The organism is Streptomyces sp. C36 (assembly GCF_040932295.1).
GTDB lineage: Bacteria > Actinomycetota > Actinomycetes > Streptomycetales > Streptomycetaceae > Streptomyces > Streptomyces triculaminicus.
On the sequence record NZ_JBFQGI010000007.1, the window covers coordinates 79,974 to 102,551 of the forward strand.

Below are 22,578 nucleotides of genomic sequence, written 5' to 3' on the forward strand. Positions count from 1 at the left end.
GTCATGACCTCGTCAACGATCCTGGTCACCGGTGGTACGGGCACGCTCGGGCGCCTCGTCGTGCCGCTCCTGCGGGAAGCCGGCCGCGACGTACGCGTCCTCAGCCGGCACGGCGGCACGCCCTCCGGCGACGGCATCACGTACGTCACCGCCGATCTGCTCAAGGACGAGGGCATCGCGCCCGCGCTCGACGGAGTCGAGACCGTCCTGCACCTCGCCGGCGGCCCCAAGGGCGACGACGAGGCCACCCGCAACCTGGTCCGGGCCGCACAGCGCGCCGACGTGAAGCATCTCGTCTACATCTCGGTCATCGGGGCGGACAAGGTGCCGCTGGGCTACTTCAAGGCCAAGCTGGGCGCGGAACAGGCCGTGGCCGGCTCCGGGCTGCCGTGGACGACGCTGCGGGCCGCGCAGTTCCACGACCTGGTCCTGAAGGTCGTGGGCACGATGACGAAGATGCCCGTCGTACCCGTCCCCGGCGGCCTCCGCTTCCAGCCGGTCGACGCACGCGAGGTCGCCGCCCGGCTGGTGGAACTGACCCTCGGCGAGCCCGCCGGGCTCGTGCCCGACCTGGCCGGCCCCACGGTGTACGGCCTGGCCGACCTGAGCCGCGGCTACCTGCGGGCACGCGGCAAGAGCCGCCCGATGCTGCCGGTCCGGATGCCGGGAAAGGCCGGCCGCGCGTACCGGGCCGGCGAGAACCTCTCCCTGGAGACGGCCGTCACGGGTCACCGCACCTGGGAGGACTTCCTGGCCGAGCGGATCGCCTAGGGTCTCGGGCGCTACCTCGCCAACTCCGCCTCCTTGAGCCCCCACCGGATGCCGCGTGGCAGGCGGTGCGCGATGTAGCTCGCCGCGCTACGGTCCGCCGCGCGGCGGGCGGCACGGCTCGGCTTCCGCGGCTCGGGCAGCCCCGGGGGCCGAAGGGCCCCGTAATCGGTGAAGCGGCGCGTGCTGCATCGCCGGCAGGTCCACACACCGTCCTGGCCTTGCGTCCACCCGGCGGTGTGCGGGCAGTCGATACCGGTCCTCATCGCGCATGCGCCTCTCGTGCGTGACGCCGCACCGCGACCGTCGCCGCCACCGCCGCCTGCCTGCCCCCGCCGTCGACGGCCCGCCGCTGCGCGGCCCGCAGCGATACGCACTCCTCGCACCCCAACGCGGCCGCCACCCGCTCCTCCCGCGTCGCCAGCCGCAACGCCGCCGGCGGCACCTCCCACTCCCGCCCACCATCCGGCCGCCGCACCTGCACCCGCGGCCCCATGGTTCCCATGACTTGCGCGAGCGCTCCGCTGCGCGTGTCGATCACATACGTCCCCTCGCGATACGTCATCGCCTCCGACGGGGTGGTGTCGTCGTACACAGCAGGTCCCTTCGGGGTTCGTTCTTCACAGACTGCGTCCGAATGCTCGCCGTGCGCGGCTACGCTCCGGAAGGGGGTCCAGCTCTCCAACGCCACCGTCAAGAAGTGGAGTTAGCCATGGCCAAAGACCTGGGCGCACAAGGCCCGTCCATCGCCAGGCAGGCCTACGGCGAGGAGCTACGACTGCGGCGCGAGGCCGCGAACCACACCCAGCAGTCCCTCGCCGACGCCGTCGTCTGCTCGCCGTCGCTGATCGCCCACATCGAGGCCGGGCGGCGCAAGCCGCGTGCCGAGGACGCGAGGCGGTTGGACAAGGAGCTGGGTACGGACGGCTTCTTCGAACGGTTCCTGCCGACGCTCGACACACTGCGGGTGGCCGCTCACTTCGCGCAGGCAGCGGAACTGCAACGACAGGCCACGTCCATCCAGGAGTACGGGAATGCCCTCGTCCCCGGGCTCTTGCAGACCGAGGGCTACGCCCGTGCGATCTTCCGCGCCGCTTGGCCGAACACCGCCGCCGCCGATATTGACAGGCACGTCGTCAACCGGTTGAAGCGCGGCGAGATCCTCGTAGGGCCCGACGGGCCCGTCATGTGGGTGCTCCTCGACGAGTGTGCGTTGCGCAGGCCGATCGGCGGCCCGGCCGCCATGGTCGAGCAACTGCGTCACATCGCCGACCTGGGGCACAGCGGCCGCGTACGCGTCCACGTGCTCCCCCTCAGCGTTGGCGCGCACGCGCTCCTCGAGAGCATGGTGACCTTGATGAAGTTCGACGACGCCCCACCCGTGGCGTACGTTGAGGGGCTAAGGACAGGGCGCGTCCACGACGACCCCTCAACGGTAGCCAAATGCCAGGTCTCGTTCGATCTCGCACTTGGCGACGCGCTGTCGTCTGAGGCATCGCTGGCCGCGATCACTTCAGTTGCGGAGGAGTACGAACGTGCGCTCTGAGGAGCACATACCGTGGCGCAAGTCCAGCTACAGCGGCGCTGGGGATGAAAACGGAGGCAGCAACTGCCTCGAAGTTCTGGCCACCTGGCGCAAGTCCAGCTACAGCGACGTCGGCGACGAACAGGGCAGCGACAACTGCCTCGAGGTCAACGACGCCGCCCCCACCCACATCCGCGTCCGCGACTCCAAGCGGCTACGACACGACGGCCCCGTCTTGACGGTCCCCTCGTCAAGTTGGGCTGCCCTCCTCGGCGCCCTCCGCTAGCGACGCGCCATGCGCTAGCGACGATCGTCCTCTGACCTGGGGAATTATGCGTGCGCCCCCGAGATCCCCCGGGGGCTACCCCCCGCCGCCCCTAGGTGGATCACCGGATGGTCACGGGCGTCGCGCTCAACCACCATGGAACGCATGGCACTTACGAAGCGTTCAGCACTCTTACTGACCCTCTCCTCCGCCGCCGTCGCCGCCACTCTGGCCGCCCCGGCCCAGGCGGCGCAGGGGCCGGCCGCCGCACCCTCGCTCACCTGGAAGCCCTGCTCGGCCGACTCAGCCGACTCGACCGGCCCGGCGGTGGAGTGCGCCAAGCTGCCCGTCCCGCTGGACTACCGCAAGCCGACCGGCCCGCAGATCAACGTCGCCGTCTCCCGCCTGCGCAGCGACCGGCCCACCGCCCGGCGCGGCACGCTGCTGGTCATTCCCGGCGGGCCCGGCGGCTCGGGGAACGCCAAGCTGGCGGCCGTGGGGCAGGAGCTGCGGAAGGAGACGCGCGGGGCGTACGACATCGTCTCGCTCGACCCGCGCGGTGTGGGCGACAGTACGCGGGCCGACTGCAAGCTGGGCGAGGACGACCTCGAATCCGCCGGCCTGCGGCCCTGGCCGGGGCCGGGCGGTGACATCAGCGAGAGCGTCATCCGGTCCCGGCGCATCGCCGAGTCGTGTGTGCGCAACGGCGGGGAGGTGATCCGGTCGTTCTCCACGGCCAATGAGGTGCGGGACATCGACCGTTTCCGGCAGGCGCTCGGCGAGGAGAAGCTGTCGGCGTGGGGGACGTCGTACGGGACGTACGTGGGCGCGGTGTACGCGCAGAAGTACCCGAAGCACACCGACCGCTGGGTGCTCGACAGCAGTGGCGACCCGGATCCGAGCCGGGCCGAGCGCGGGTGGCTGGCGAACATGTCGGGGGCGGCGGACGACCGGTTCCCGGACTTCGCCAAGTGGGCGGCCGACCCCGAGCTCGCCAAGGAGCACAGGGTCGCCGAGCGGGCCGGGGACGTACGGCCGCTGTTCCTCTCGCTCGCGGAGAAGCTCGACCGCGTGCCCGCGCGGTCGGCGGACGGCAAGCCGCAGCTCACCGGCAACCGGCTGCGCGCGGAGATGCAGCAGTCGCTCTACAGCGACAGGAGCTTCGACCGGTTGGCCGCGCTGATCGTCAAGGCCCGGGACGCCGGCGACAAGCCCGTGCCCTACGAGCCGGGGCTCATATCGTCGGCCGACGCCGCCGTGAGCGTCGGCGTCATCTGCAACGACGTGCGCTGGCCGGGTTCGATACCGGACTACGCCCGCGCCGTGAAGGCCGACCGGGCCAGGCATCCGCTGACCGCCGGCATGCCGGTGGGTGTCATGCCGTGCGCGTTCTGGCCGGACGGGCCGGCCGACAAGCCGACGCGCATCACCTCCGACGGGCCGTCGAACGTCCTCATGGTGCAGTACCTGCGCGACCCCGCGACCCCGCACCGTGGGGCGCTGAAGATGCGCGAGGCCTTCGGCGACCGGGCCCGCATGGTGAGCGTCGATGCCGGTGGGCACGGCGTCTACCTCGGCAGCGGAGATCTCGTCGACGGCGGCGACAAGCGCGCCAACGCCTGCGCCGACCGCGCCGTGACCACCTTCCTCACCACCGGCCGCCGACCCGCATCGGACGGCCTGTGCACCGCAGCCGGAATGAAAGCGAAGTGATCACGGTTATGGCCGGTCATGACGGACACGATCAATCCCGAACAGCACCCCACAGAGCGGAAGTTCCTCTTCCTCCTCGGTAGCTCCCGCACCGGAGGCAACACCGAGAAGCTCGCCCGCAAGGCCGCCGCCCAGCTCCCCGCCGGGGTGGAGCAGCAGTGGCTGCGGCTGCGCGACATCCCCCTGCCCGACTTCGACGACCTGCGGCACACCGGCGACCGCACCCGCCCGCTTCCCACCGGCGACGAGAAGCTGCTGCTCGACGCCACCCTCGAGGCCACCGACCTCGTCATCGCGTCGCCGCTCTACTGGTACACCGTGTCCGCCGACACCAAGGTCTACCTGGACTACTGGGCGGGCTGGCTGCACCTGCGCGAGCAGGTGCGGTTCAAGGAGCGGATGGCCGGCAAGAAGCTCTGGGGCATCACGGTGATCAGCGACGAGGACCCCGCCAACGCCGACCCGCTGCTCGGCACGCTGCGCCTCACCGCCGACTACATGGGCATGGAGTGGGCCGGCGGGCTGGTCGGTCACGGCAACCGCCCGGACGACATCGACGCGGACACCGCGACGCTCACCGCCGCGAAGACCTTCTTCGGCGCGTAGGCGCCCGAAGGAGCAGAAGGGGGCATTCCAGAAGGGCGTGCGTCAGAAGAGCTGCTGCTGTCCGTCCATCGGCGGCTCTTCCGGGTCGAACAGCCGGGGTTCCGTGGCCAGCAGCGGCGCCGAGCGGCGTGAGCCGGGGCAGGAGACCAGCTCGTACGAGAACGCGGGGCGGCGGCCCGGGGGGTCGTGGCGTGCGAAACGTCCGCCGACGACGGCGATCTCTCGGGTGCATACGGGGCAGGTGCGGCGGGGTGAGGACATACCTTCCAGTGTCCCCCAGCCCGGGGGCGGGTCAGAACGCCTCCGTCGGTACGTACGAACCCCACACCTCCCGCAGCGCCCCGCACACCTCCCCCACCGTGGCCCGTGCCCGCAGCGCGTCCTTCATCGGGTACAGGACGTTGGCCGAGGTTCCCTCGGCGGCCTTCCTCAGCTCGGTGAGCGCCGTCCCGACCGCCCGCGCGTCCCGCTCCGAGCGCAGCCGGGTGAGCCGTTCCCGCTGCCGGGTCTCGATCTCCGGGTCCACGCGCAGCGGTTCGTAGGGCTCTTCCTCCGCCAGCTGGAAGCGGTTGACGCCCACGACGACCCGTTCGCCGGCGTCCGTCTCCTGGGCGATCCGGTAGGCGTTGCGCTCGATCTCGGCCTTCTGAAAGCCGTGTTCGATCGCCGCCACCGCGCCGCCCAGGTCCTCGACCCGGCGCATCAGGTCGACGGCGGCCTCCTCGACGAGGTCCGTCAGCGACTCGACGGCGTAGGAACCGGCGAAGGGGTCGACGGTCGCCGGTACGTCCGTCTCGTAGGCGAGCACCTGCTGGGTGCGCAGCGCGAGCCGGGCCGCCTTGTCCGTGGGCAGGGCGATGGCCTCGTCGAAGGAGTTGGTGTGCAGCGACTGGGTGCCGCCCAGCACGGCCGCCAGGCCCTGCACGGCGACGCGCACCAGGTTCACCTCGGGCTGCTGCGCGGTGAGCTGGACGCCCGCGGTCTGGGTGTGGAAGCGCAGCATCATCGACTTCGGGTCGCGTGCCCCGAACTCCTCGCGCATCACCCGCGCCCAGATCCGCCGGGCCGCGCGGAACTTGGCGACCTCCTCCAGCAGCGTCGTCCGCGCGACGAAGAAGAAGGAGAGCCTGGGCGCGAAGTCGTCGACCTCCATGCCGGCCGCGACGGCCGTACGGACGTACTCGATGCCGTCGGCGAGGGTGAAGGCGATCTCCTGCGCGGGCGAGGCGCCGGCCTCGGCCATGTGGTAGCCGGAGATGGAGATGGTGTTCCAGCGGGGGATCTCGGCCCGGCAGTAGCGGAAGATGTCGGCGGTCAGCCGGAGCGAGGGCTGGGGCGGGAAGATGTACGTGCCGCGTGCGATGTACTCCTTCAGCACGTCGTTCTGGATGGTGCCCGTGAGCCGCTCGGCCGGCACCCCCTGTTCCTCGGCCACCAGCTGGTAGAGCAACAGCAGCAGCGCCGCCGGGGCGTTGATGGTCATGGAGGTGGAGACCTCGCCGAGCGGGATGCCGTCGAAGAGCACCCGCATGTCCTCGATCGAGTCGATCGCGACGCCGACCTTGCCGACCTCGCCGCTCGCGATCGGTGCGTCGGAGTCGTGGCCCATCTGGGTGGGCAGGTCGAAGGCCACGGACAGGCCGTGGGTGCCGTGTTCGATGAGGCGGCGGTAGCGGGCGTTGGACTCGGCGGCCGTGCCGAAGCCGGCGTACTGGCGCATGGTCCAGGGCCGCCCGGTGTACATCGTGGGGTACACACCGCGGGTGTAGGGGTAGGCGCCCGGCTCGCCGAGCCTGTCGGCGGGATCCCACCCGGCCAGGGCGTCGGGGCCGTAGACGGGCTCGATGGGCGGTCCGGACTCGGTCGGCCGGGGCTTGGTCATGGGATGCCTCCCGCGCGCTCCGTTGCGGAAACTCCGCTTGGGACTGTAGCGGTGCGCGGGGGCGAGGAGTGGGGGGCGCGGGCAGAGCCGGGGGAAAGAGCCCCGCCCGCGCCGATGCGCGGAGCCGACGGTATGGGGGGAACTCCGGCTCCTGCGCAGCCGATGACCAGTCGGCTCACTTCTTACAGCGCCGTGCCCCCGGAAAACGTCACACCCGGTGCGGGCAGGGGCTCCAGGAGGCCGGTGTGGGACTGGTTGCGGGTGCGCGGAGGACGCGGGACGACCTGGTCGCCGAGGCCGCCCGAGGAGCCGTCGTCCGCCTCGTCGCCGTCGATGACGCTCAGCAGCCGCTCGCAGTACGCGCGGATCGCCGCGGCGCCGCCGGCGCTGCGCTCGAGGGTGCGTACGCCCTCCTCGTCGAGGCCCGAGCCGCTGCCTTTCTGCTTTCCGTTCGTCAGGAACTCGCGGCACAGGCGGGCGGCCCAGGTCTGTCCGGTCTGACCGCTCTGCCCGTCGTCCTTGTTCCCGTCGTCCTTGCCTGCGTCGCCGGGCGGGGTGGCCGAGGGGGAGCGGCCCGGCCCGGTCGCCTTGCCACCGGGCTCGGAGGGGGTGCCCTTACCGGGCTTGCCGGAGGCGTGCGGCTCGGAGCTCGCGCCCGGGTGCTTGCCGCCGGTCCGGCCGGGCGAGGGGGTGGTGCCCGGGGCGGTGGTGCCGGGGCCGGCGGTCGTGGTGCCGGAACCCTCGGCGGCCGCCACGCTGCGGTCGGCGCCGGGCGACTTGGCGGCGCGGCCGAAGGGGCTGGGCAGGACGCCCGTACCGGCGGCCACCGCGACGCCGCCCACCGCGCAGCCGGCCAGCGTCAGCGCGAGGACGGTCTTCAGGGGGCGGTCGAGGAAGGAACGGAGGGCGGAGAACGGTCTGGCGCGTCGGACCGCGGCGGGTGCGACGGGCATGGCGGCGGAGGCGCGGGCCGCGCGGAACGCCGCGACCGCCGCCTCCTCGCCGGGGAGCGGGGCGTCGGCGGGCACGGAGGGCACGGCGAGGGAACGCAGCACCGCGTCGAGCCGCTCGGCCACGATCCTGGCGTCGGCAGCCGTGCCGGCGGTGGCGGCGTCCGTCACATCGGTTTCGCCGACGTTCATCCCGGCCGTGCTCGTCACGCCCGGCGTGTCCGCGGTGCCCATCGTGCCCGCGGCGTTCGTCGTGTCCGCAGCGTTCGTCGTGTCCGCAGCGTTCGTCGTGTCCGCAGCGTTCGTCGTGTCCGCAGCGTTCGTCGTGTCCGTCGTCGGATTCTTCGCGTTCTTCGCGTTCTTCTCGTCGCGACCCGCGACGAAATCGCCGCGCAGCAGCCGCTCCACGGCGTCGTCATCCAGCCAGTCGTACCGGTGGTCGTCCGCCATCACATGTCCTTCTGCGTCCGCGCGCGCAATTGCGTCACACCGGCAGAAGCGTTGGGTCCGCTCGCGCCTGCCGGTGACTGCCGCTGTCCGGGGGTGGTGTCGCCGCCGACCAGTTCGGCCAGTCGGCGCAGGCCGCGGTGGGCGGCGGTGCGCACCGCGCCGGGGCGTTTGCCCAGCACACCGGCGGCGCTCTTGGCGTCGAGTCCGACGACCACGCGCAGGACGACGGCCTCGGCCTGGTCCTGCGGGAGCTGGGCGATGAGGGCGAAGGTCCGCCCGGTGCCGAGGGCCTCGAGGGCCTCCCCGGCGGTGTCCGCGTCGGCGGCCCGGCCGGCGAGTTCGCTCTCGTCGCCGCCGATGGCCGGCCGCCGGCCGCGCATCCGTATGTGGTCGAGCGCGCGGTTGCGGGCGATGCGGGCCGCCCAGCCGCGGAACCGGTCGGCGTCGCCGGTGAACCGCTCGAGGTCGCGGGCTATCTGCAGCCACGCCTCCGAGGCCACGTCCTCCGCGTCCGCCTCGCCGACCAGCGTGCGTACGTATCCGAGGAGTCGGGGATGCACGGCCCGGTAGACCGTACGGAATGCCGTCTCGTCCCCACCCTGTGCCGCGCGCACCGCGACGGTCAGCTCAGCGTCGTCCCCCTGCACGCTCTCATCCTGCACCACGTACCGTGCCCGTGGTTCAGTAGCCAGCCGGACCGCTGCCGAAAGGATTCTGCGGCGGCGGGGCGCTGGGCGGAGGACCGTACGGCGCACCGTACGGCGGCGGGACCGGGCCGCCGGGCTGCATGGGAGGCATGGCGGGCGGCATCGCGGGAGCCCAGCCCTGGGCCGGAGCGGGCGCACCGTAAGGCATGCCGGGCGGCATGCCGCCCATGGCCCGCTGCTCCTGCATCCCGGACAACTGCCGGACGACGAGCAGCGCGAGCACGGCGGCCGCGGCGGAGAGCAGCTCCGACAGGCCGCTGACCGCGAGCGAGGTGCTGAGCCTCTCGAGGGCGTCGCCGGGGTCCGAGCCGAGGTTCGTGCGGATCTCGCTGTTGGCCGACTGGTACAGGGACGTTCCGATCCCGCCGACCACCATGCTCGCCAGCCACACCGTCCACCAGGCGTTGAGCAGCCCCTTGGGTGCGCTCTGCGGGCCCGCCGGGGAGCTGGCGCGGTAGATGTCGTTGGCCATCTGCTTGGGGAACCAGAGGTTGACGACCGGCGTGATCCACGCGCCCACCGCCCAGCCGCTGCTGAAGCGGTGCGTACCGGGCGCGAAGACCTCGGCGTTGAGCCGCATCCGGCGGAACCAGATGACCCACAGCACGCCCGTCGCCAGCATCGACAGCATCTGGAGGATGGTCATCGAGCTCGCGAAGTCGTCCGCGTCGTTGATCTTCTCGCGGTCCATGGCCATGACGCCGCCGCTGATGACGTCCTCGACGGCGCTGCGCTGCTGGCCGGTCGCGGCCACGTGCAGCAGCGCCGCCAGGACGCACACGCCCAGCAGCACCATCACCGCGACGCGCACGCCGCGACGCAGGTCGATCCCGCCGACGGGCAGGCCCATCGGCGCGGGCGGGGGCGGCGGATAGCCGTAGCCCGCCGGGGCGGCCGTCACCGGCGCCGCCACCGGCTGCTGGTACGCCCCGCACGCGGCGCAGCGTCCGTCGGGGCCCACGGCGGTGGCGCGGCAATGACCGCACGGATACATCTCTACTGACCCCCAGAGTGGTGGCCCGGCTCCCGGCCACAGGGAAAACGTCTACGAGCGGGTGATACTACGCGCCCCGGCATGCGCCCCTGAGCGCTACCGGCCACGTTTGCGCCTACCCGCCAGTACCCCGGGTGTGACGAATTTTCGATTAGCGGCGCTGTAAGGAGTGCGTACCTCACCAGGGTTCGCAACGGACGGGCGGCCGGGGCCTCTCCTGTGGGGGGTGGCGGCCCCGGCCGCCCTCCGTCCGTACATCTCTACATACATCCCTACGTTCATCTCCGCGTTCGTACGTCGCCGCTCAGCGGCCGGCGAGCGGCTCCACCATGCCGAGGCGCGCCAGGAGTTCGTGGAAGAGGTTCTCGACCAGCGGCTCGGGGTCGGCGGCCAGCACTCCCGCCAGCTCCGCCGCGTCCGCCGCGTGCCCGGCCTCCGCCGCCCAGGCGGCGCAGTCGGCCGCGGCCGCCTCGGGGGTGGGGAAGAGTTCGTCGAGGCCGAGTTCGGTGTCGGCCATGTAGCGGGCCAGCGGGGTCCGGCCCAGGCAGGCGGACCAACTCGCGCCGCCGGGGTGGGCGCCGCCGACGACCGCGCAGTCGCTCTCCATGACGTAGGCGGCCAGCGCCGGGGCGCCGGTCTCGTCGGCGAGCGCCCGCACGAGCGCGTCCACGCCGGCCGGTTCGGGCGGGCCGGGGTGCCGCCACAGCTGCCAGCCGCCGGCGAAGGTCCCGGCCGGTATCAGGTGTTCACGGCTCGCGGCGAGGACCGGGCACTCGGCGAGTGCCCGGTCGCCGCCACGGCCGAGGAGTAAGTAGCCCCAGAAGCCCATGAGCGTTCCCCTTCGGTCTGTTCGTCTCCACGAACGTTTCCGTCCGCGAAACAAACGGCTCTGGGACGTACAGCGCGGCGGGCTCTTCTCGCGTCACATCAGCCCCGGGCGGGCTCAGGCGTCCTCGCTCTCCAGGTCCTTCACCGTGACCGTCAGGTCGTTGGTGACCGTGAAGTACGGGCGCAGCCGCACCGCGCCACGCGTCGCGGCCGGGAAGGTGTCGATGCCCTTGCGGTCGGCGAAGTCGCCGGAGATGCGGCCGAGGCGCACCAGCGCGGCGCCGGCCGACGGGCGCACGTACAGGTCCCACAGGTCCTGCTCCGCGCCGATGCGCCGGGTCATCGGCTCGTAGGGCAGGAGGCCGGTGCCGTTCTCGACGGCCGCGCGGACGTCGTCCACCGAGCCGTCGGCGCCGCGCAGCCGGGCGACGAGCTCGGCGCCCTCGCCGAGGCGCGCGTCGCCCATCGCCTCGAGCGTGACCATGATCCCGTCCTCGCCCACCCGTACCTCGGCGGCCTCGACGTGCTGGGTGCGCAGCCAGGTGCGCACCGCCAGGAAGCCGTCGCTCGTCTCGTACGGCACCCAGGCCGAGGCGCCCTCGGCGGTCTGCCGCGGGGGCAGGGTCAGCAGTGCCTTCTGCTCGACGAGCGCGGCGGCCAGCCGGCGGCGCGACTTGTCGCCGGAGCGCTCCACATAGCTGTCCCAGCGCCCCTCGGGCAGGGTGTGGGCGTCGCGCTCGACGCGGGCCTCGACCCACTGGCCCGGCTCGGGGCGCTGCTTGGGCAGCGCGGCCCGGACCGCCTCCTTGCCCTTGCTGCCCCGGTGCCGGAGCAGGACGTGGGTGTCGGCCGCGGTCAGCTGCTCGGCGCGCAGGCGGACGAGCAGGGAGCCGTCGGCGTCGACCGCGCAGCGCGCGTCGGGGTGGGCGGTGTCGCCCTGGGCGGCCGGCGCCGGGGCGACGGGTCCGCGCTCCTTGCGGCCGCCGCCGAACAGGCCGCGCAGCAGCCCGCCCTTCTTCGCCTTGCCCGGCGCGGTGCTGCCGGGGCGCAGCTCCTCGAAGAGCTGCTCGTAGCGCTGGGCGATGGCGGACGGTTCGTAGCGGTGCGCGGCGGTGCGGGCGGCCGTGCCCAGGCGGGCCCGCAGTTCGGCGTCGCCGGTCAGCTTCAGCAGGGCGTCGGCGTAGGCGTCGACGGCGTCGGAGTCGTCGAGCGGGACGAGCACGCCGTCGGTGCCGTCGGTGAGGATCTCGCGCGGGCCGTAGGGGCAGTCGGTGGCGATCACCGGCAGGCCCGCGTGCATGGCCTCGACGATGGTCATGCCGAAGGACTCGGCGTCGGAGGCGACGGCGGCGACGGCTCCCTTGGACCATTCGGTCTCGATGGGCGAGCGGGCACCCATCAGCGTGACGCGCTCGTACAGGCCCAGCTCCTCGATCTGCTTGCGCAGCTTGGCCTTGGCGGGGCCGCGTCCGTAGATGCGCAGGTTCCAGTCGGGGCGGTCGGCGGCGACCTTGGCGAAGGCGGCGATGAGGCGGTCGTAGCGCTTGACGCCGACGAGGCGGCCGGCGGAGACGATCGTCTTCGAGGTGCCGTCGGAGGGGGCGGCGACCGGGGCGGGGACGGCGTTGGGGATGGAGAGGATGCGCGCGTGGGCGTCGGGCAGGGCCTCGCGGTAGTGCCCGGCGTCGGCCTCGGAGACGGTGGCGAAGGCGTCGAGGGCGGCGATCGCCGGGTCCATCACGGCGTGCAGCTCGGCGACGTGCGCCTCGTGGGTGAGGTGCTCCTGGCCCAGGCGCAGGTAGGGACGGTCGGCGGCGTACTTCGCGAGGTAGCCGATGAGCTTGGGGCGGGTGGCGATGACGACGTCGGCGTCGGTGGCGGCGAGGTGGTCGGCGACCCGCCGGTCGGTGAGGGCGGTGGCGGCCATGCGGCCGTTGTCGATGCGCTCGTCGCGGAAGATCTCGCTGGGGCGCTGGTTGAGGGGGTCCGTGTACTCGTCGCCCTCGGTGCCCTCGCGCAGGTCGACCAGCGGCACCAGGCGCACCCGGGGGTCGATGGTGAGCTCCGGCTCGTCGGCGGGCCGGTTGACGCTGATGATGCTCACTTCGTGCCGGTCGGCGAGGGCGGCGGCCAGGTTGACGGTCGAGCGGATGGTGCCGCCGATGCCATACGCGTTGTGCAGCAGGAATTCGATCTTCATCGGGCCCTCGTTCAAGTGCGCGTTCAAGGCGCGGCGCGCGGGCGCGCACACCGCCGGGGTGGGCCGTACGGGTGCGCCGCGCGCGCCGCAGGCTTCATCCCCGGAGGTTAGGCCCTTCGGCTCAGCGTCGCACGCGAGTGGCCAAAGCGGAGAAATCGGACCATGTGAGCTGCGGCGGCGCCGGATCCCACAGCTTCTGGGCGACGGCGGCCAGCGGAAGCCGGATGCCGGCGGCGACCTGCTCGGGCGTCTGGGCCTCGGCCCGGTCGCACCACACGGCGAGCCGGCCGCCGGGGATCCGGTCCGCGCCGGTGGGTCCGGCCGGGACGGGCACGGTGCCGCGCAGGACGGCGGGCGACCACTGGCGGTAGATGCGCTCTCCGGTGGGGTAGCGGAACTGGTTGGGCTCGCCGAGCACGTAGTAGAGGTACTCGTCGTTGAGGTTGACCACCGTGCGTCCCTCGTTCAGGTACTCCTGAGGGGGACGCGCCCCGAGTTCCTTGCCCGTCCAGTATTCGACTTCGATGGTTTTGTCGGGTGTGACGACCCCGCCCCGGAAGAAGCCGTCGTTCCAGGCCTTGGGCGTCTTGCCCAGGGCGCGCACGACGGCGGCCCGTTCGTTGAGCCAGCCCGTGGCCAGGTCCTGCACCAGCGCCCGGGGGCCGTACTTCTGCCGGGCCAGCTCCGCCAGCCGCGGGTAGGCGACCTGCGGGTTCTTCGCCATCAGCGCGCGGTACTCGTCGGAGCCCAGGTGGAAGTACGGGCCGGGGAAGAGGGGAGCGAACTCGCGCAGCAGGTCGTCGACGACGCGGGCGGCCTCGGGGTTGGCGACGTCGACCGCGCCCCGGGCCACGGTTCCGGCGGCGTCGCGCAGCTGGAGCGCGGGGTGTGCGGTCATGACGGCACCGAGGTGGCCGGGCGAGTCGATCTCGGGGACGACGGTGATGTGCAGGGCGCTGGCGAGGGCGACGATCCGGCGGAGCTCGGCCTTGGTGAGGTGCTGGGGCGAGACGACCTCGGGATGCGAGGCGGACTCGATGCGGAAGCCCTGGTCGTCGGAGAAGTGCAGGGCCAGCTGGTTGAGCTTGAGGTCGGCCATCTCGCGCAGCCGGGCCTCGATCCAGCCGGCGGTGAAGTGCTTGCGGGCGACGTCGAGGTTGAGGCCGCGCTGGGGCCGGTCGGGCCCGTCGCGCAGGACGCCCTCGGGCAGGCCGCCGGCGGTGCGGACGGCCTGGACGACGGTGCGGGTGCCGTAGAACAGGCCCGCCTCGTCGGGCGCGGTGATCGTCGCCTTGCGGCCCTGGACGGTCAGCTCGTAGGACTCGGGGCCGCCGCTCTGCCCGGCGCGCAGGCCCAGCTCCACGTCGCCGGGCCGGGCGGGCCCGGGGCCGGTGGGCAGCCTGAGGTCCTCGGCGAGCCGGCGGGCCTCGTCGGCCAGCGGCCCGCCGGGGTCGGCGACGACGCGGGCGCCGGGGGCGGGCCGCCAGCCGGGGCCGGTGCGCTGGTTGTAGGTGCGCACCGAGGGGACGGTGGCGGGCTTGACCGGCCGCACGGGCGGGGGCGCGAAGACGGCGGGGGCGGAGGAGGGGGCGGCCGGCGAGGAGTCCGAGGCCCGGGCCGAGCGCGAGTCGTCGTCGCTCGGGCGATCGGCGGACCCGTCCCGTGGACAGCCCATCAGGGACAAAGTGACCACCATGGCACAAGTGGCCACAACGCCCCGGATGGCGGAAGCGCGAGGAGTCCTTGCCGGCCGTTCCGTCCGTCCCATGGAGTAAACCTCCTTATAGATCCTAAAAGGGATCTATATGGCGAAGATATGGCTTTTCTCCGTATCTACCCCAATAGGCATTCAGACACGCCGGGAGGTATCGGACAAGGTTCCCGCAGGTAGCCGGAGGTCCTAGGCCGTACGTGCCTGTTTGATCACACCTGCCCACCCCGGGGGACCGAAGCGACAAGGCGTCGCTACGATGGCCAGGGCCGGTGGACCGTACCCGGCCGGGCCCGACCGACAGTGAAGCCGGCAGGCCCCAATCCCCGCTCCCGGAGGGTTTTCCGTGCCGGCTGGAACGCTGTACCGCGGCCGGGAAGGCATGTGGTCCTGGGTGGCTCATCGAGTCACTGGCGTCCTCATTTTCTTCTTCCTGTTCGTACACGTCCTCGACACCGCTCTCGTCCGCGTCTCCCCCGAGGCGTACGACGACGTGGTCGCGACGTACAAGACGCCCATCGTCAACGTGATGGAGTACGGCCTCGTGGCCGCCATCCTCTTCCACGCTCTCAACGGCCTGCGGGTCATCGCCGTGGACTTCTGGTCCAAGGGACCGCGCTACCAGAAGCAGATGCTCTGGTCCGTGGTCGCGGTCTGGGCCGTGCTGATGGCAGGCGCCTTCTACCCCGTGCTCCAGCACACGCTGCGCACGCTGTTCGGGAGCTGAGTCGCAAGATGTCCGCTGAAACCACCCCCGCCGTGAGCGGCGTCGACGACGTCACGCTCTACGACGTCGACAACCCGGCTCCGGTCATCGAGGCGCCGCGCAAGCGCACCAAGAAGACCCCGAAGGCCACGCGCACCAACTTCGAGATGTACGGCTGGCTCTTCATGCGCCTGTCCGGCATCCTGCTGGTCGTCCTGGTCCTCGGCCACCTGCTGATCCAGCTCGTCCTCGACGGCGGCGTCAGCAAGATCGGTTTCGCCTTCGTGGCCGGCCGCTGGGCCTCGCCGTTCTGGCAGGCATGGGACCTGATCATGCTGTGGCTGGCGATGCTGCACGGTGCCAACGGCCTGCGCACGGTCATCAACGACTACGCCGAACGTGACAACACCCGTTTCTGGCTGAAGATGCTGCTGTACACCGCCACGGTGTTCACCGTCCTGCTGGGCACGCTGGTGATCTTCACCTTCGACCCGAACATCCGCTAGGCCACGGGCTGAGGGACTGAGGTAACCCACTCATGAAGATTCACAAGTACGACACCGTCATCGTCGGCGCCGGTGGCGCCGGCATGCGCGCGGCCATCGAGTCGACCAAGCGCAGCCGCACCGCGGTGCTCACCAAGCTCTACCCCACCCGCTCCCACACCGGCGCCGCCCAGGGCGGCATGGCCGCCGCCCTCGCGAACGTCGAGGAGGACAACTGGGAGTGGCACACCTTCGACACGATCAAGGGTGGCGACTACCTGGTCGACCAGGACGCCGCCGAGATCCTGGCGAAGGAGGCCATCGACGCGGTCCTCGACCTCGAGAAGATGGGCCTGCCGTTCAACCGCACCCCGGACGGCACCATCGACCAGCGCCGCTTCGGCGGTCACAGCCGTAACCACGGCGAGGCCCCGGTCCGCCGGTCCTGCTACGCCGCGGACCGCACCGGCCACATGATCCTCCAGACGCTGTACCAGAACTGCGTCAAGGAGGGCGTGGAGTTCTTCAACGAGTTCTACGTCCTGGACCAGCTGATCACCGAGGTCGACGGCGTCAAGAAGTCCGCCGGTGTGGTCGCCTACGAGCTGGCCACCGGCGAGATCCACGTCTTCCAGGCGAAGTCGGTCATCTACGCCTCCGGCGGCACCGGCAAGTTCTTCAAGGTGACCTCCAACGCCCACACCCTGACCGGTGACGGCCAGGCCGCCTGCTACCGCCGTGGCCTGCCGCTGGAGGACATGGAGTTCTTCCAGTTCCACCCGACCGGCATCTGGCGCATGGGCATCCTGCTGACGGAGGGCGCCCGCGGTGAGGGCGGCATCCTCCGCAACAAGGACGGCGAGCGCTTCATGGAGAAGTACGCGCCGGTCATGAAGGACCTCGCCTCGCGCGACGTCGTCTCGCGCTCCATCTACACGGAGATCCGCGAGGGCCGTGGCTGCGGTCCCGAGGGCGACCACGTCTTCCTCGACCTCACCCACCTGCCGCCGGAGCAGCTGGACGCCAAGCTCCCGGACATCACCGAGTTCGCCCGGACGTACCTCGGCATCGAGCCCTACACGGACCCGATCCCGATCCAGCCCACCGCGCACTACGCCATGGGCGGCATCCCGACCAACGTCGAGGGCGAGGTGCTGTCCGACAACGACACCGTCGTCCCCGGCCTGTACGCCGCCGGCGAGGTCGCCTGCGTGTCCGTGCACGGCGCCAACCGCCTGGGCACGAACTCGCTGCTCGACATCAACGTCTTCGGCAAGCGCGCCGGCATCGCCGCCGCCGAGTACTCCGCGAAGGCCGACTTCGTCGAGCTGCCGGAGGACCCGGCCGCGCTCGTCGTCGACCAGGTCGAGCGGCTGCGCAACTCCACCGGCAGCGAGCGGGTCGCCGAGCTCCGCAAGGAGCTGCAGGAGACCATGGACGCCAACGTCATGGTCTTCCGCACCGAGCAGACCATCAAGACGGCCGTCGAGAAGATCGCCGAGCTGCGTGAGCGCTACAAGAACGTGTCCGTTCAGGACAAGGGCAAGCGCTTCAACACGGACCTGCTGGAGGCCATCGAGCTGGGCAACCTGCTCGACCTGGCCGAGGTGATGGCCGTCTCCGCGCTCGCGCGCAAGGAGTCCCGCGGCGGTCACTACCGCGAGGACTACCCCAACCGCGACGACGTCAACTTCATGCGCCACACCATGGCGTACCGCGAGGTCGACGCGGACGGCAAGGACTCGATCCGCCTCGACTACAAGCCGGTCGTCCAGACCCGCTACCAGCCGATGGAGCGTAAGTACTGATGGCTACCCCGACTCTCGAGAAGGCCGAGTCCCCGGCCGAGGTCTCGCCGTACATCACGGTCACCTTCCGCGTCCGCCGGTTCAACCCGGAGGTCTCGGCCGAGGCCACCTGGCAGGACTTCCAGGTCGAGATCGACCCCAAGGAGCGCGTCCTCGACGGTCTCCACAAGATCAAGTGGGACCTGGACGGCTCGCTGACGTTCCGTCGCTCCTGCGCGCACGGCATCTGCGGCTCCGACGCGATGCGGATCAACGGCAAGAACCGCCTCGCGTGCAAGACGCTGATCAAGGACATCAACCCCGAGAAGCCGATCACGGTCGAGCCCATCAAGGGCCTGACGGTGCTCAAGGACCTCGTGGTCGACATGGAGCCGTTCTTCCAGGCGTACCGCGACGTCATGCCCTTCCTCATCACCAAGGGCAACGAGCCGACGCGCGAGCGCCTGCAGTCCGCCGAGGACCGCGAGCGCTTCGACGACACCACCAAGTGCATCCTGTGCGCCGCGTGCACCTCCTCGTGCCCGGTGTTCTGGAACGACGGCCAGTACTTCGGCCCGGCGGCGATCGTCAACGCGCACCGCTTCATCTTCGACTCGCGTGACGAGGCCGGAGAGCAGCGCCTGGAGATCCTCAACGACAAGGACGGCGTCTGGCGCTGCCGGACGACCTTCAACTGCACCGACGCGTGCCCGCGTGGCATCGAGGTCACGAAGGCGATCCAGGAAGTGAAGCGTGCGCTGATCACGCGCCGCTTCTGACCTGCGGTCCGCCGCGTCTTCCGAAAGGTCCCGTTCCCGCGAGGGAGCGGGACCTTTCGTTTCGTTCGGTCCAGTCCGGTCCAGTCCGGTTCGGTTCAGAGCTGGCTGGTGATGGTCCGGTCGGTGATCTCCTCGTCCCGGGCGAGCATCATGGCCTTGCTGAGGATCGTGGAGAGCGTCCGGTCGCCCTCGAAGGGCAGATAGCCGGCGTCCGCCGCCGCCCCGGCCGCCTTGGGCACGATGCACAGGTACCGGTCGTGCGGGCTGATGAGGATGTTGCCCGAGCCCATGTGGATCTTGTACGCGTGGAGTTCGCCCCGCACCAGCAGGAACCGGCCCTCGACCCGGCAGCGGTCGGCGATCGCCAGCCGCGGCACGATCCGCTCCAGCAGCTCGGCGCGGGTCCGCGCGCTCTGCGACAGCTCGCCGAAGCCGTACGAGGTCCAGTAGTCCCGGAAGCGGCCCTCGGGGCCGCCGTCCTGCCAGGTGGGGTCGTTGCCCACGCTCGCCACGCCGACGAACAGGTCGACGTCGCGCAGCACCTCGCTCAGCACCAGGGGCGGTATCTCCGCCAGCGGTATCGGCTCGACGGGCGTCTCGTTCCAGCCCGGGCGGTAGTCGCCGGAGCCGGCGTGGGCCGTGTGCAGCGGCGCGCCGACGGGGTAGAAGCGGACCTGGTCGGTGGACAGCCACAGATAGCTGCCGGACGCGGTGATGTCCGCCCCCGTCCTGTCCTCGACGCCGTCCACCCGGAACTCCGCGCGCAGCCCCCACTCGGGCAGCTCGCGCGTCGCGGGCGGGTAGGAGTCGTCGACGCACAGGCGCAGCTTGTTGTTCCAGCCGCGGACGGCGGCGAGGGAGTGGAACTGGTGCTGGCGCAGCACATGGGCCGCGAAGCGGTTGGAGTAGACGCGGGTGGCGCGCTCGGCGTCGGTGAGCAGGTACACCTCGCGGTGGGCCTGCTTGAACGGCTGGGTGACGCCGTGCTGTTCGAGCCACTCGCGCCAGGCGAGGACCTCGGCGGGCTCCCGGACGGCCGGGTGCCACAGCTCGACCGGGGCGTCCGGGCCGGCCGTCACCGCGTCGCCGGCCGGCGTGCGCCAGGCGCCGTCGGCGAAGCCGCAGGCCCGGCCGTCGACGATCCACAGCAGCCGGCGGGCGAGGGTGCCGACGAGCGGGTGGTCGGCGTAGCGCTCGCGCCAGGCGGCGTACGTCCAGCGGCGGCGGGAGAGGAAGAGCCGGTCCAGTCGCTCGCTCTGGGCGCCGAGCATGCCGTCGATGTCCTTGACCGCCGCCTTGAGCTCCTTGAGCTCGTCGCCATGGTCGCGCCGCACGCCGGCGGGCGGGCTCTTGACGGCCTTTCCGGTGGCGTTGCGCCAGGCGAGGACCGCCTTACCGCCCCGGACGACCAGCTCGGCCGTGCAGTCGCCGAGGATGTGGACGCTACGGCCGACCTCCGTCAGGCCGTACGAGGGGACCGCCAGTTCCTCGATCTCGTCGCGGCCGAGTCCCATCGCCTCGGCCCGGGCCGTGAGCGCGGTGTCGAGCTGCTTGAGCGTGCCCTTGTAGGTGATGCGGGCGGAGAGCCGGGCCAGCTCGGCGAGGGCCGGGTCGCCGTCGATGCGGGAGAGGGCGAGCACGGCCGCGTTGGCGAGCTTGGGGCTGCGCGGGCCGAGGCCGGGGACCTTGCGCAGCGAGTACGTCACCAGCGTGCCCAGGGCGCGGACGGTGTCGGAGTGCGGCGGGAGCAGGGCCAGCAGCCAGGTGATGCCGCGCAGGGCGTCGACGTTGTACGGGTCGAACTCGTCGTTGGGGTCCGAGCCGTACTCCGGGACGTGCAGCGGCGGCCCGGTCCGGGGGCGGCCGGCGAGCCCGATCCAGGACAGCAGGCGCCGGCGTACGGCGTCGGGGGCCTCGTCGAGCTCGTCGAACAGGGCCCGGGCGGTCTTGTCCCACTTGGCGGCGGGCCGCGCGGTGCGGGCGGTGGCGGCGTGGGCGAGCAGCCGTCGCCATGTGTCGCCGAGCGCGGGCAGCTCGGCCAGGGCGCGGTCGGTCCAGGCCTCCCCCGGGTTGACGACGGGCTCGGTCAGGCCGGCGACGGTCTTCGCCCAGTCCTTCTCGACCTGCCAGGCGGCGACCATGGCCGTGCGCCGGAGCACGCCGACGAACGAGCCGGGGAGCGGCTGCCCGGCGGCGAGCGCGGTCCTCAGCAGGGGCCACAGCTTGTGGGTGTTGTAGCAGACGTGGAGCCGCCCGAGCTCTTCCATGCGGGCCTGGTCGTCGGTCGTCGTCGTCATCAGCCACCCACCAGCGGAACGAGCTTGAGGAACGTGATCTCGGCGCCGGCCGTCAGGTCGACCTCCTCGTCGAGGTCCCATATCTGCCGGTCGCCGACGAGCACCAGGAAGCCGTTGCGGCCGAAGTCGGCGAGCGCGCGCTCGTAGTGCTTCTGCGGGAGCGTGTGCCAAGCCTCGCGCTTGTCGGTACCGGTGCCGTTGTCAGTGCCGGTGCCGGTGCCGTTGAGCAGGCGCTCGGTCTCGGTCGGCTCGACCAGCCCCTGGCCGCCCTCCGCGCGGGCCGCGTCGAGCGCGGCCACCTCCTCGAACACCCGACGGCGGATCACTTCACGCAGCGTCAGCCGCGCCTCCGGCCACTCGAGCGCCCAGGCGTCGCGTCGCTCCCCCGATGTCGTCTCGTCGACGAGCCTCACCTTTGCCATGTGACAGAGAGTAGGGGCGACCACTGACAACGCCCCCGGGCACCTGTCAGCGCAGGCCGGAGCTGACCTCCAGCAGCGCTTCCCTCTTGCGGCGCAGCTCCTCCATCTCCGCCTCCATGCGGGCCATCTGATCGTCCAGCACCTGCACGGAGTGGGAGCAGGACCGCAGCCCGGGGCCGCCCTGGGCGCAGGGCATCAGGGTCCGGATGATCTCCGTCGTCAGTCCGGCGTCGAGCAGTTCGCGGATCCGGGTGACGCGTTCGGCGGTGTCGGGGTGGTAGCGGCGGTAGCCGTTGGCGTCGCGCTCGGAGCTGAGCAGGTCCTGCTGCTCGTAGTAGCGCAGGAGCCGAGGGCTCACTCCCGTACGACGTGACAGCTCACCGATGCGCATGCGCGACGTTCCCCCGCCGGACTTGACCTTGACACTGATGTCATACGGCAACCTCCTGCCCATGACACGCATTCCCGCGCTCTCCACGTCCGTCACCGGTTCCGGCCCCGGCCTCCTCCTCGCGCACGGCGCGGGCGGCGGCATCGAGGGCAACTACGCCCCGATCCTCCCGGCCCTGGCCGCCGCCCACACGGTCGTCGCCCCCGACTACCCCGGCTCCGGCGCCACGCCGCGCCTGCCGGACGGGCTCACCGTCGACCTCCTGGCCGACGCGCTCGTCGCCGAGGCGGACCGGGCGGGCCTGGAGACCTTCACGCTGATCGGCTACTCGCTGGGCACCCTGGTGTCCGTACGCGTGGCCGCCCGCCACCCCGAGCGCGTACGCGGCCTCGTGCTGACCGCGGGCCTGGCACGCCCCGACAACCGGCTGCTGGCCTCGATCGACCTCTGGCAGAAGCTGCTGGCCGACGGTGACACGCAGTCCTTCGCCCGCTTCGTCGCCCTGTCGGGCTTCGGCGAGGACTTCTACAACGCCGTGCCCCAGGACCAGGTGGGCCCCTTCCTCGACCAGATCGCCGCGACCGTCCCGCCCGGCGCCGGCGACCAGGCCGGTGCCGTACGGACCGCCGACACCACCGCCGACCTCGCGGGCATCTCCGTGCCCACCCTGGTCATCGCCACCACCCAGGACACCCTCGTCTCCCCCGCCAACTCGCGCTACCTGGCGGACCGCATCTCCGGCGCCGAGTACGCCGAGATCGCCACGGGCCACGTCCCGATGGCCGAGCGGCCGGAGGAGTGGCAGAAGCTGATCACGGACTTCCTGGACCGGAAGGGTCTGTGAGCGGCGGCGGACACGGCTGCGGACGGCCTGCCGCTAGGGCGTGTCGTAGCCGACGGTGTTGGTGGCCTGCTCCTCCGGGGTGATCTCGGTGGCCCAGCCCTCGGGGGGTTCCTGGTACGGGCTGCAGGCGCCGCAGGCCGCGCACGTCCAGCGGGCGTGGATGCCGTGGACGACGGCGCCGCAGCCGGCGCACGTGTCGGTCGTGTAGTACGGCGGCTCGCCGGGGGACGCGGGCGAGGCGGGGGCGCGCCAGGGGTACTGGTCCATC

At 71.8% G+C, this 22,578-nt stretch carries 24 protein-coding genes; 10 read left to right on the forward strand and 14 right to left on the reverse strand.

All coding sequences use genetic code 11. From position 1 onward, the window contains the following. The first annotated feature begins 3 nt into the window (after positions 1-3). Positions 4-771 (forward strand): SDR family oxidoreductase, encoded by a 768-nt coding sequence (locus tag AB4K12_RS21635; protein WP_368435765.1) that lies wholly within the window; start codon positions 4-6, stop codon positions 769-771. An 11-nt stretch (positions 772-782) separates the two neighbouring features. Here AB4K12_RS21635 and AB4K12_RS21640 read toward each other — a convergent pair whose 3' ends face one another. Both AB4K12_RS21640 and AB4K12_RS21645 read right to left on the reverse strand, forming a co-directional pair. Beyond that, entirely contained in the window at positions 783-1,034 is a 252-nt protein-coding gene (locus tag AB4K12_RS21640; protein WP_368435766.1) for a DUF6255 family natural product biosynthesis protein, read from the reverse strand. After that, positions 1,031-1,363, reverse strand: coding sequence for a hypothetical protein (locus AB4K12_RS21645; RefSeq protein WP_368435767.1), 333 nt, complete (start codon positions 1,361-1,363; stop codon positions 1,031-1,033). The genes AB4K12_RS21640 and AB4K12_RS21645 overlap by 4 nt, the downstream gene beginning before the upstream one ends. 117 nt (positions 1,364-1,480) lie before the next feature. Between AB4K12_RS21645 and AB4K12_RS21650 the strand changes: the two genes are divergently transcribed. From AB4K12_RS21650 to AB4K12_RS21665, 4 genes are all read left to right on the forward strand, one after another. Beyond that, the gene (locus AB4K12_RS21650) at positions 1,481-2,314 is read left to right on the forward strand and encodes a Scr1 family TA system antitoxin-like transcriptional regulator (RefSeq protein WP_368435768.1); all 834 of its coding nucleotides are present in this window, start codon (positions 1,481-1,483) and stop codon (positions 2,312-2,314) included. Beyond that, positions 2,304-2,579, forward strand: coding sequence for a DUF397 domain-containing protein (locus AB4K12_RS21655; protein WP_368435769.1), 276 nt, complete (start codon positions 2,304-2,306; stop codon positions 2,577-2,579). Before AB4K12_RS21650 ends, AB4K12_RS21655 begins: the two co-directional genes overlap by 11 nt. A 144-nt stretch (positions 2,580-2,723) precedes the next feature. Continuing rightward, entirely contained in the window at positions 2,724-4,271 is a 1,548-nt protein-coding gene (locus tag AB4K12_RS21660) for an alpha/beta hydrolase (RefSeq protein WP_368435770.1), read from the forward strand. 18 nt (positions 4,272-4,289) lie between these two features. Then, entirely contained in the window at positions 4,290-4,877 is a 588-nt protein-coding gene (locus tag AB4K12_RS21665) for a flavodoxin family protein (protein WP_368435771.1), read from the forward strand. 42 nt (positions 4,878-4,919) lie between these two features. On the opposite strand, the gene AB4K12_RS21670 is transcribed toward AB4K12_RS21665, so the two are convergent. The 8 genes from AB4K12_RS21670 to AB4K12_RS21705 form a co-directional block, all read right to left on the reverse strand. Further along, complete coding sequence (locus AB4K12_RS21670) at positions 4,920-5,138, reverse strand: hypothetical protein (protein ID WP_086574955.1); 219 nt, start codon at positions 5,136-5,138, stop codon at positions 4,920-4,922. A gap of 31 nt (positions 5,139-5,169) precedes the next feature. Continuing rightward, positions 5,170-6,759 (reverse strand): methylmalonyl-CoA mutase, encoded by a 1,590-nt coding sequence (locus AB4K12_RS21675; protein WP_368435772.1) that lies wholly within the window; start codon positions 6,757-6,759, stop codon positions 5,170-5,172. Between the two features lie 182 nt (positions 6,760-6,941). Next, positions 6,942-8,159 carry a hypothetical protein gene (locus AB4K12_RS21680; RefSeq protein ID WP_368435773.1) on the reverse strand — a complete coding sequence of 406 codons (1,218 nt, stop codon included), beginning with the start codon at positions 8,157-8,159 and terminating at the stop codon, positions 6,942-6,944. After that, positions 8,159-8,806, reverse strand: coding sequence for an RNA polymerase sigma factor (locus AB4K12_RS21685; protein ID WP_368435774.1), 648 nt, complete (start codon positions 8,804-8,806; stop codon positions 8,159-8,161). Before AB4K12_RS21685 ends, AB4K12_RS21680 begins: the two co-directional genes overlap by 1 nt. Before the next feature lie 34 nt (positions 8,807-8,840). Next, a complete protein-coding gene (locus AB4K12_RS21690; RefSeq protein ID WP_368435775.1) occupies positions 8,841-9,827 on the reverse strand; it encodes a DUF4328 domain-containing protein in 987 nt (328 codons plus the stop codon). Positions 9,828-10,164: 337 nt separating this feature from the next. Next, positions 10,165-10,689 (reverse strand): hypothetical protein, encoded by a 525-nt coding sequence (locus AB4K12_RS21695; RefSeq protein ID WP_086575370.1) that lies wholly within the window; start codon positions 10,687-10,689, stop codon positions 10,165-10,167. Between the two features lie 114 nt (positions 10,690-10,803). Continuing rightward, positions 10,804-12,888 (reverse strand): glycosyltransferase family 4 protein, encoded by a 2,085-nt coding sequence (locus AB4K12_RS21700; RefSeq protein WP_368435776.1) that lies wholly within the window; start codon positions 12,886-12,888, stop codon positions 10,804-10,806. A 121-nt stretch (positions 12,889-13,009) separates the two neighbouring features. After that, complete coding sequence (locus AB4K12_RS21705) at positions 13,010-14,584, reverse strand: glycoside hydrolase family 20 protein (protein WP_368435777.1); 1,575 nt, start codon at positions 14,582-14,584, stop codon at positions 13,010-13,012. 361 nt (positions 14,585-14,945) lie between these two features. On the opposite strand from AB4K12_RS21705, the gene sdhC reads away from it, so the two are divergent. Genes sdhC through AB4K12_RS21725 form a run of 4 tightly spaced genes read left to right on the forward strand, consistent with a single transcriptional unit; the run spans position 14,946 to position 18,356 of the window. Continuing rightward, positions 14,946-15,326 (forward strand): succinate dehydrogenase, cytochrome b556 subunit, encoded by a 381-nt coding sequence (gene sdhC, locus AB4K12_RS21710; RefSeq protein ID WP_368435778.1) that lies wholly within the window; start codon positions 14,946-14,948, stop codon positions 15,324-15,326. 8 nt (positions 15,327-15,334) lie between these two features. Continuing rightward, positions 15,335-15,811: a succinate dehydrogenase hydrophobic membrane anchor subunit gene (locus AB4K12_RS21715; RefSeq protein ID WP_086572079.1), complete on the forward strand. Its 477-nt coding sequence runs from the start codon at positions 15,335-15,337 to the stop codon at positions 15,809-15,811. A 32-nt stretch (positions 15,812-15,843) separates the two neighbouring features. Beyond that, positions 15,844-17,598 carry a succinate dehydrogenase flavoprotein subunit gene (gene sdhA, locus AB4K12_RS21720; protein ID WP_362252981.1) on the forward strand — a complete coding sequence of 585 codons (1,755 nt, stop codon included), beginning with the start codon at positions 15,844-15,846 and terminating at the stop codon, positions 17,596-17,598. Then, complete coding sequence (locus AB4K12_RS21725; RefSeq protein ID WP_086572083.1) at positions 17,598-18,356, forward strand: succinate dehydrogenase iron-sulfur subunit; 759 nt, start codon at positions 17,598-17,600, stop codon at positions 18,354-18,356. Before sdhA ends, AB4K12_RS21725 begins: the two co-directional genes overlap by 1 nt. A gap of 95 nt (positions 18,357-18,451) precedes the next feature. On the opposite strand, the gene AB4K12_RS21730 is transcribed toward AB4K12_RS21725, so the two are convergent. Genes AB4K12_RS21730 through AB4K12_RS21740 form a run of 3 tightly spaced genes read right to left on the reverse strand, consistent with a single transcriptional unit; the run spans position 18,452 to position 21,466 of the window. Continuing rightward, the gene (locus AB4K12_RS21730) at positions 18,452-20,653 is read right to left on the reverse strand and encodes a DUF4132 domain-containing protein (RefSeq protein WP_368435779.1); all 2,202 of its coding nucleotides are present in this window, start codon (positions 20,651-20,653) and stop codon (positions 18,452-18,454) included. Continuing rightward, on the reverse strand, positions 20,653-21,075 hold the full coding sequence (locus AB4K12_RS21735) for a hypothetical protein (protein ID WP_368435780.1): 423 nt from the start codon (positions 21,073-21,075) through the stop codon (positions 20,653-20,655). The genes AB4K12_RS21730 and AB4K12_RS21735 overlap by 1 nt, the downstream gene beginning before the upstream one ends. 46 nt (positions 21,076-21,121) lie before the next feature. Beyond that, entirely contained in the window at positions 21,122-21,466 is a 345-nt protein-coding gene (locus AB4K12_RS21740) for a MerR family transcriptional regulator (RefSeq protein WP_368435781.1), read from the reverse strand. Positions 21,467-21,527: 61 nt separating this feature from the next. Between AB4K12_RS21740 and AB4K12_RS21745 the strand changes: the two genes are divergently transcribed. Further along, on the forward strand, positions 21,528-22,310 hold the full coding sequence (locus AB4K12_RS21745; protein WP_368435782.1) for an alpha/beta fold hydrolase: 783 nt from the start codon (positions 21,528-21,530) through the stop codon (positions 22,308-22,310). 33 nt (positions 22,311-22,343) lie between these two features. Here the strand turns inward: AB4K12_RS21745 and AB4K12_RS21750 are convergent, their stop codons facing one another. Continuing rightward, on the reverse strand, positions 22,344-22,577 hold the full coding sequence (locus AB4K12_RS21750; protein ID WP_086572094.1) for a hypothetical protein: 234 nt from the start codon (positions 22,575-22,577) through the stop codon (positions 22,344-22,346). Between the last annotated feature and the right edge of the window lies 1 nt (position 22,578).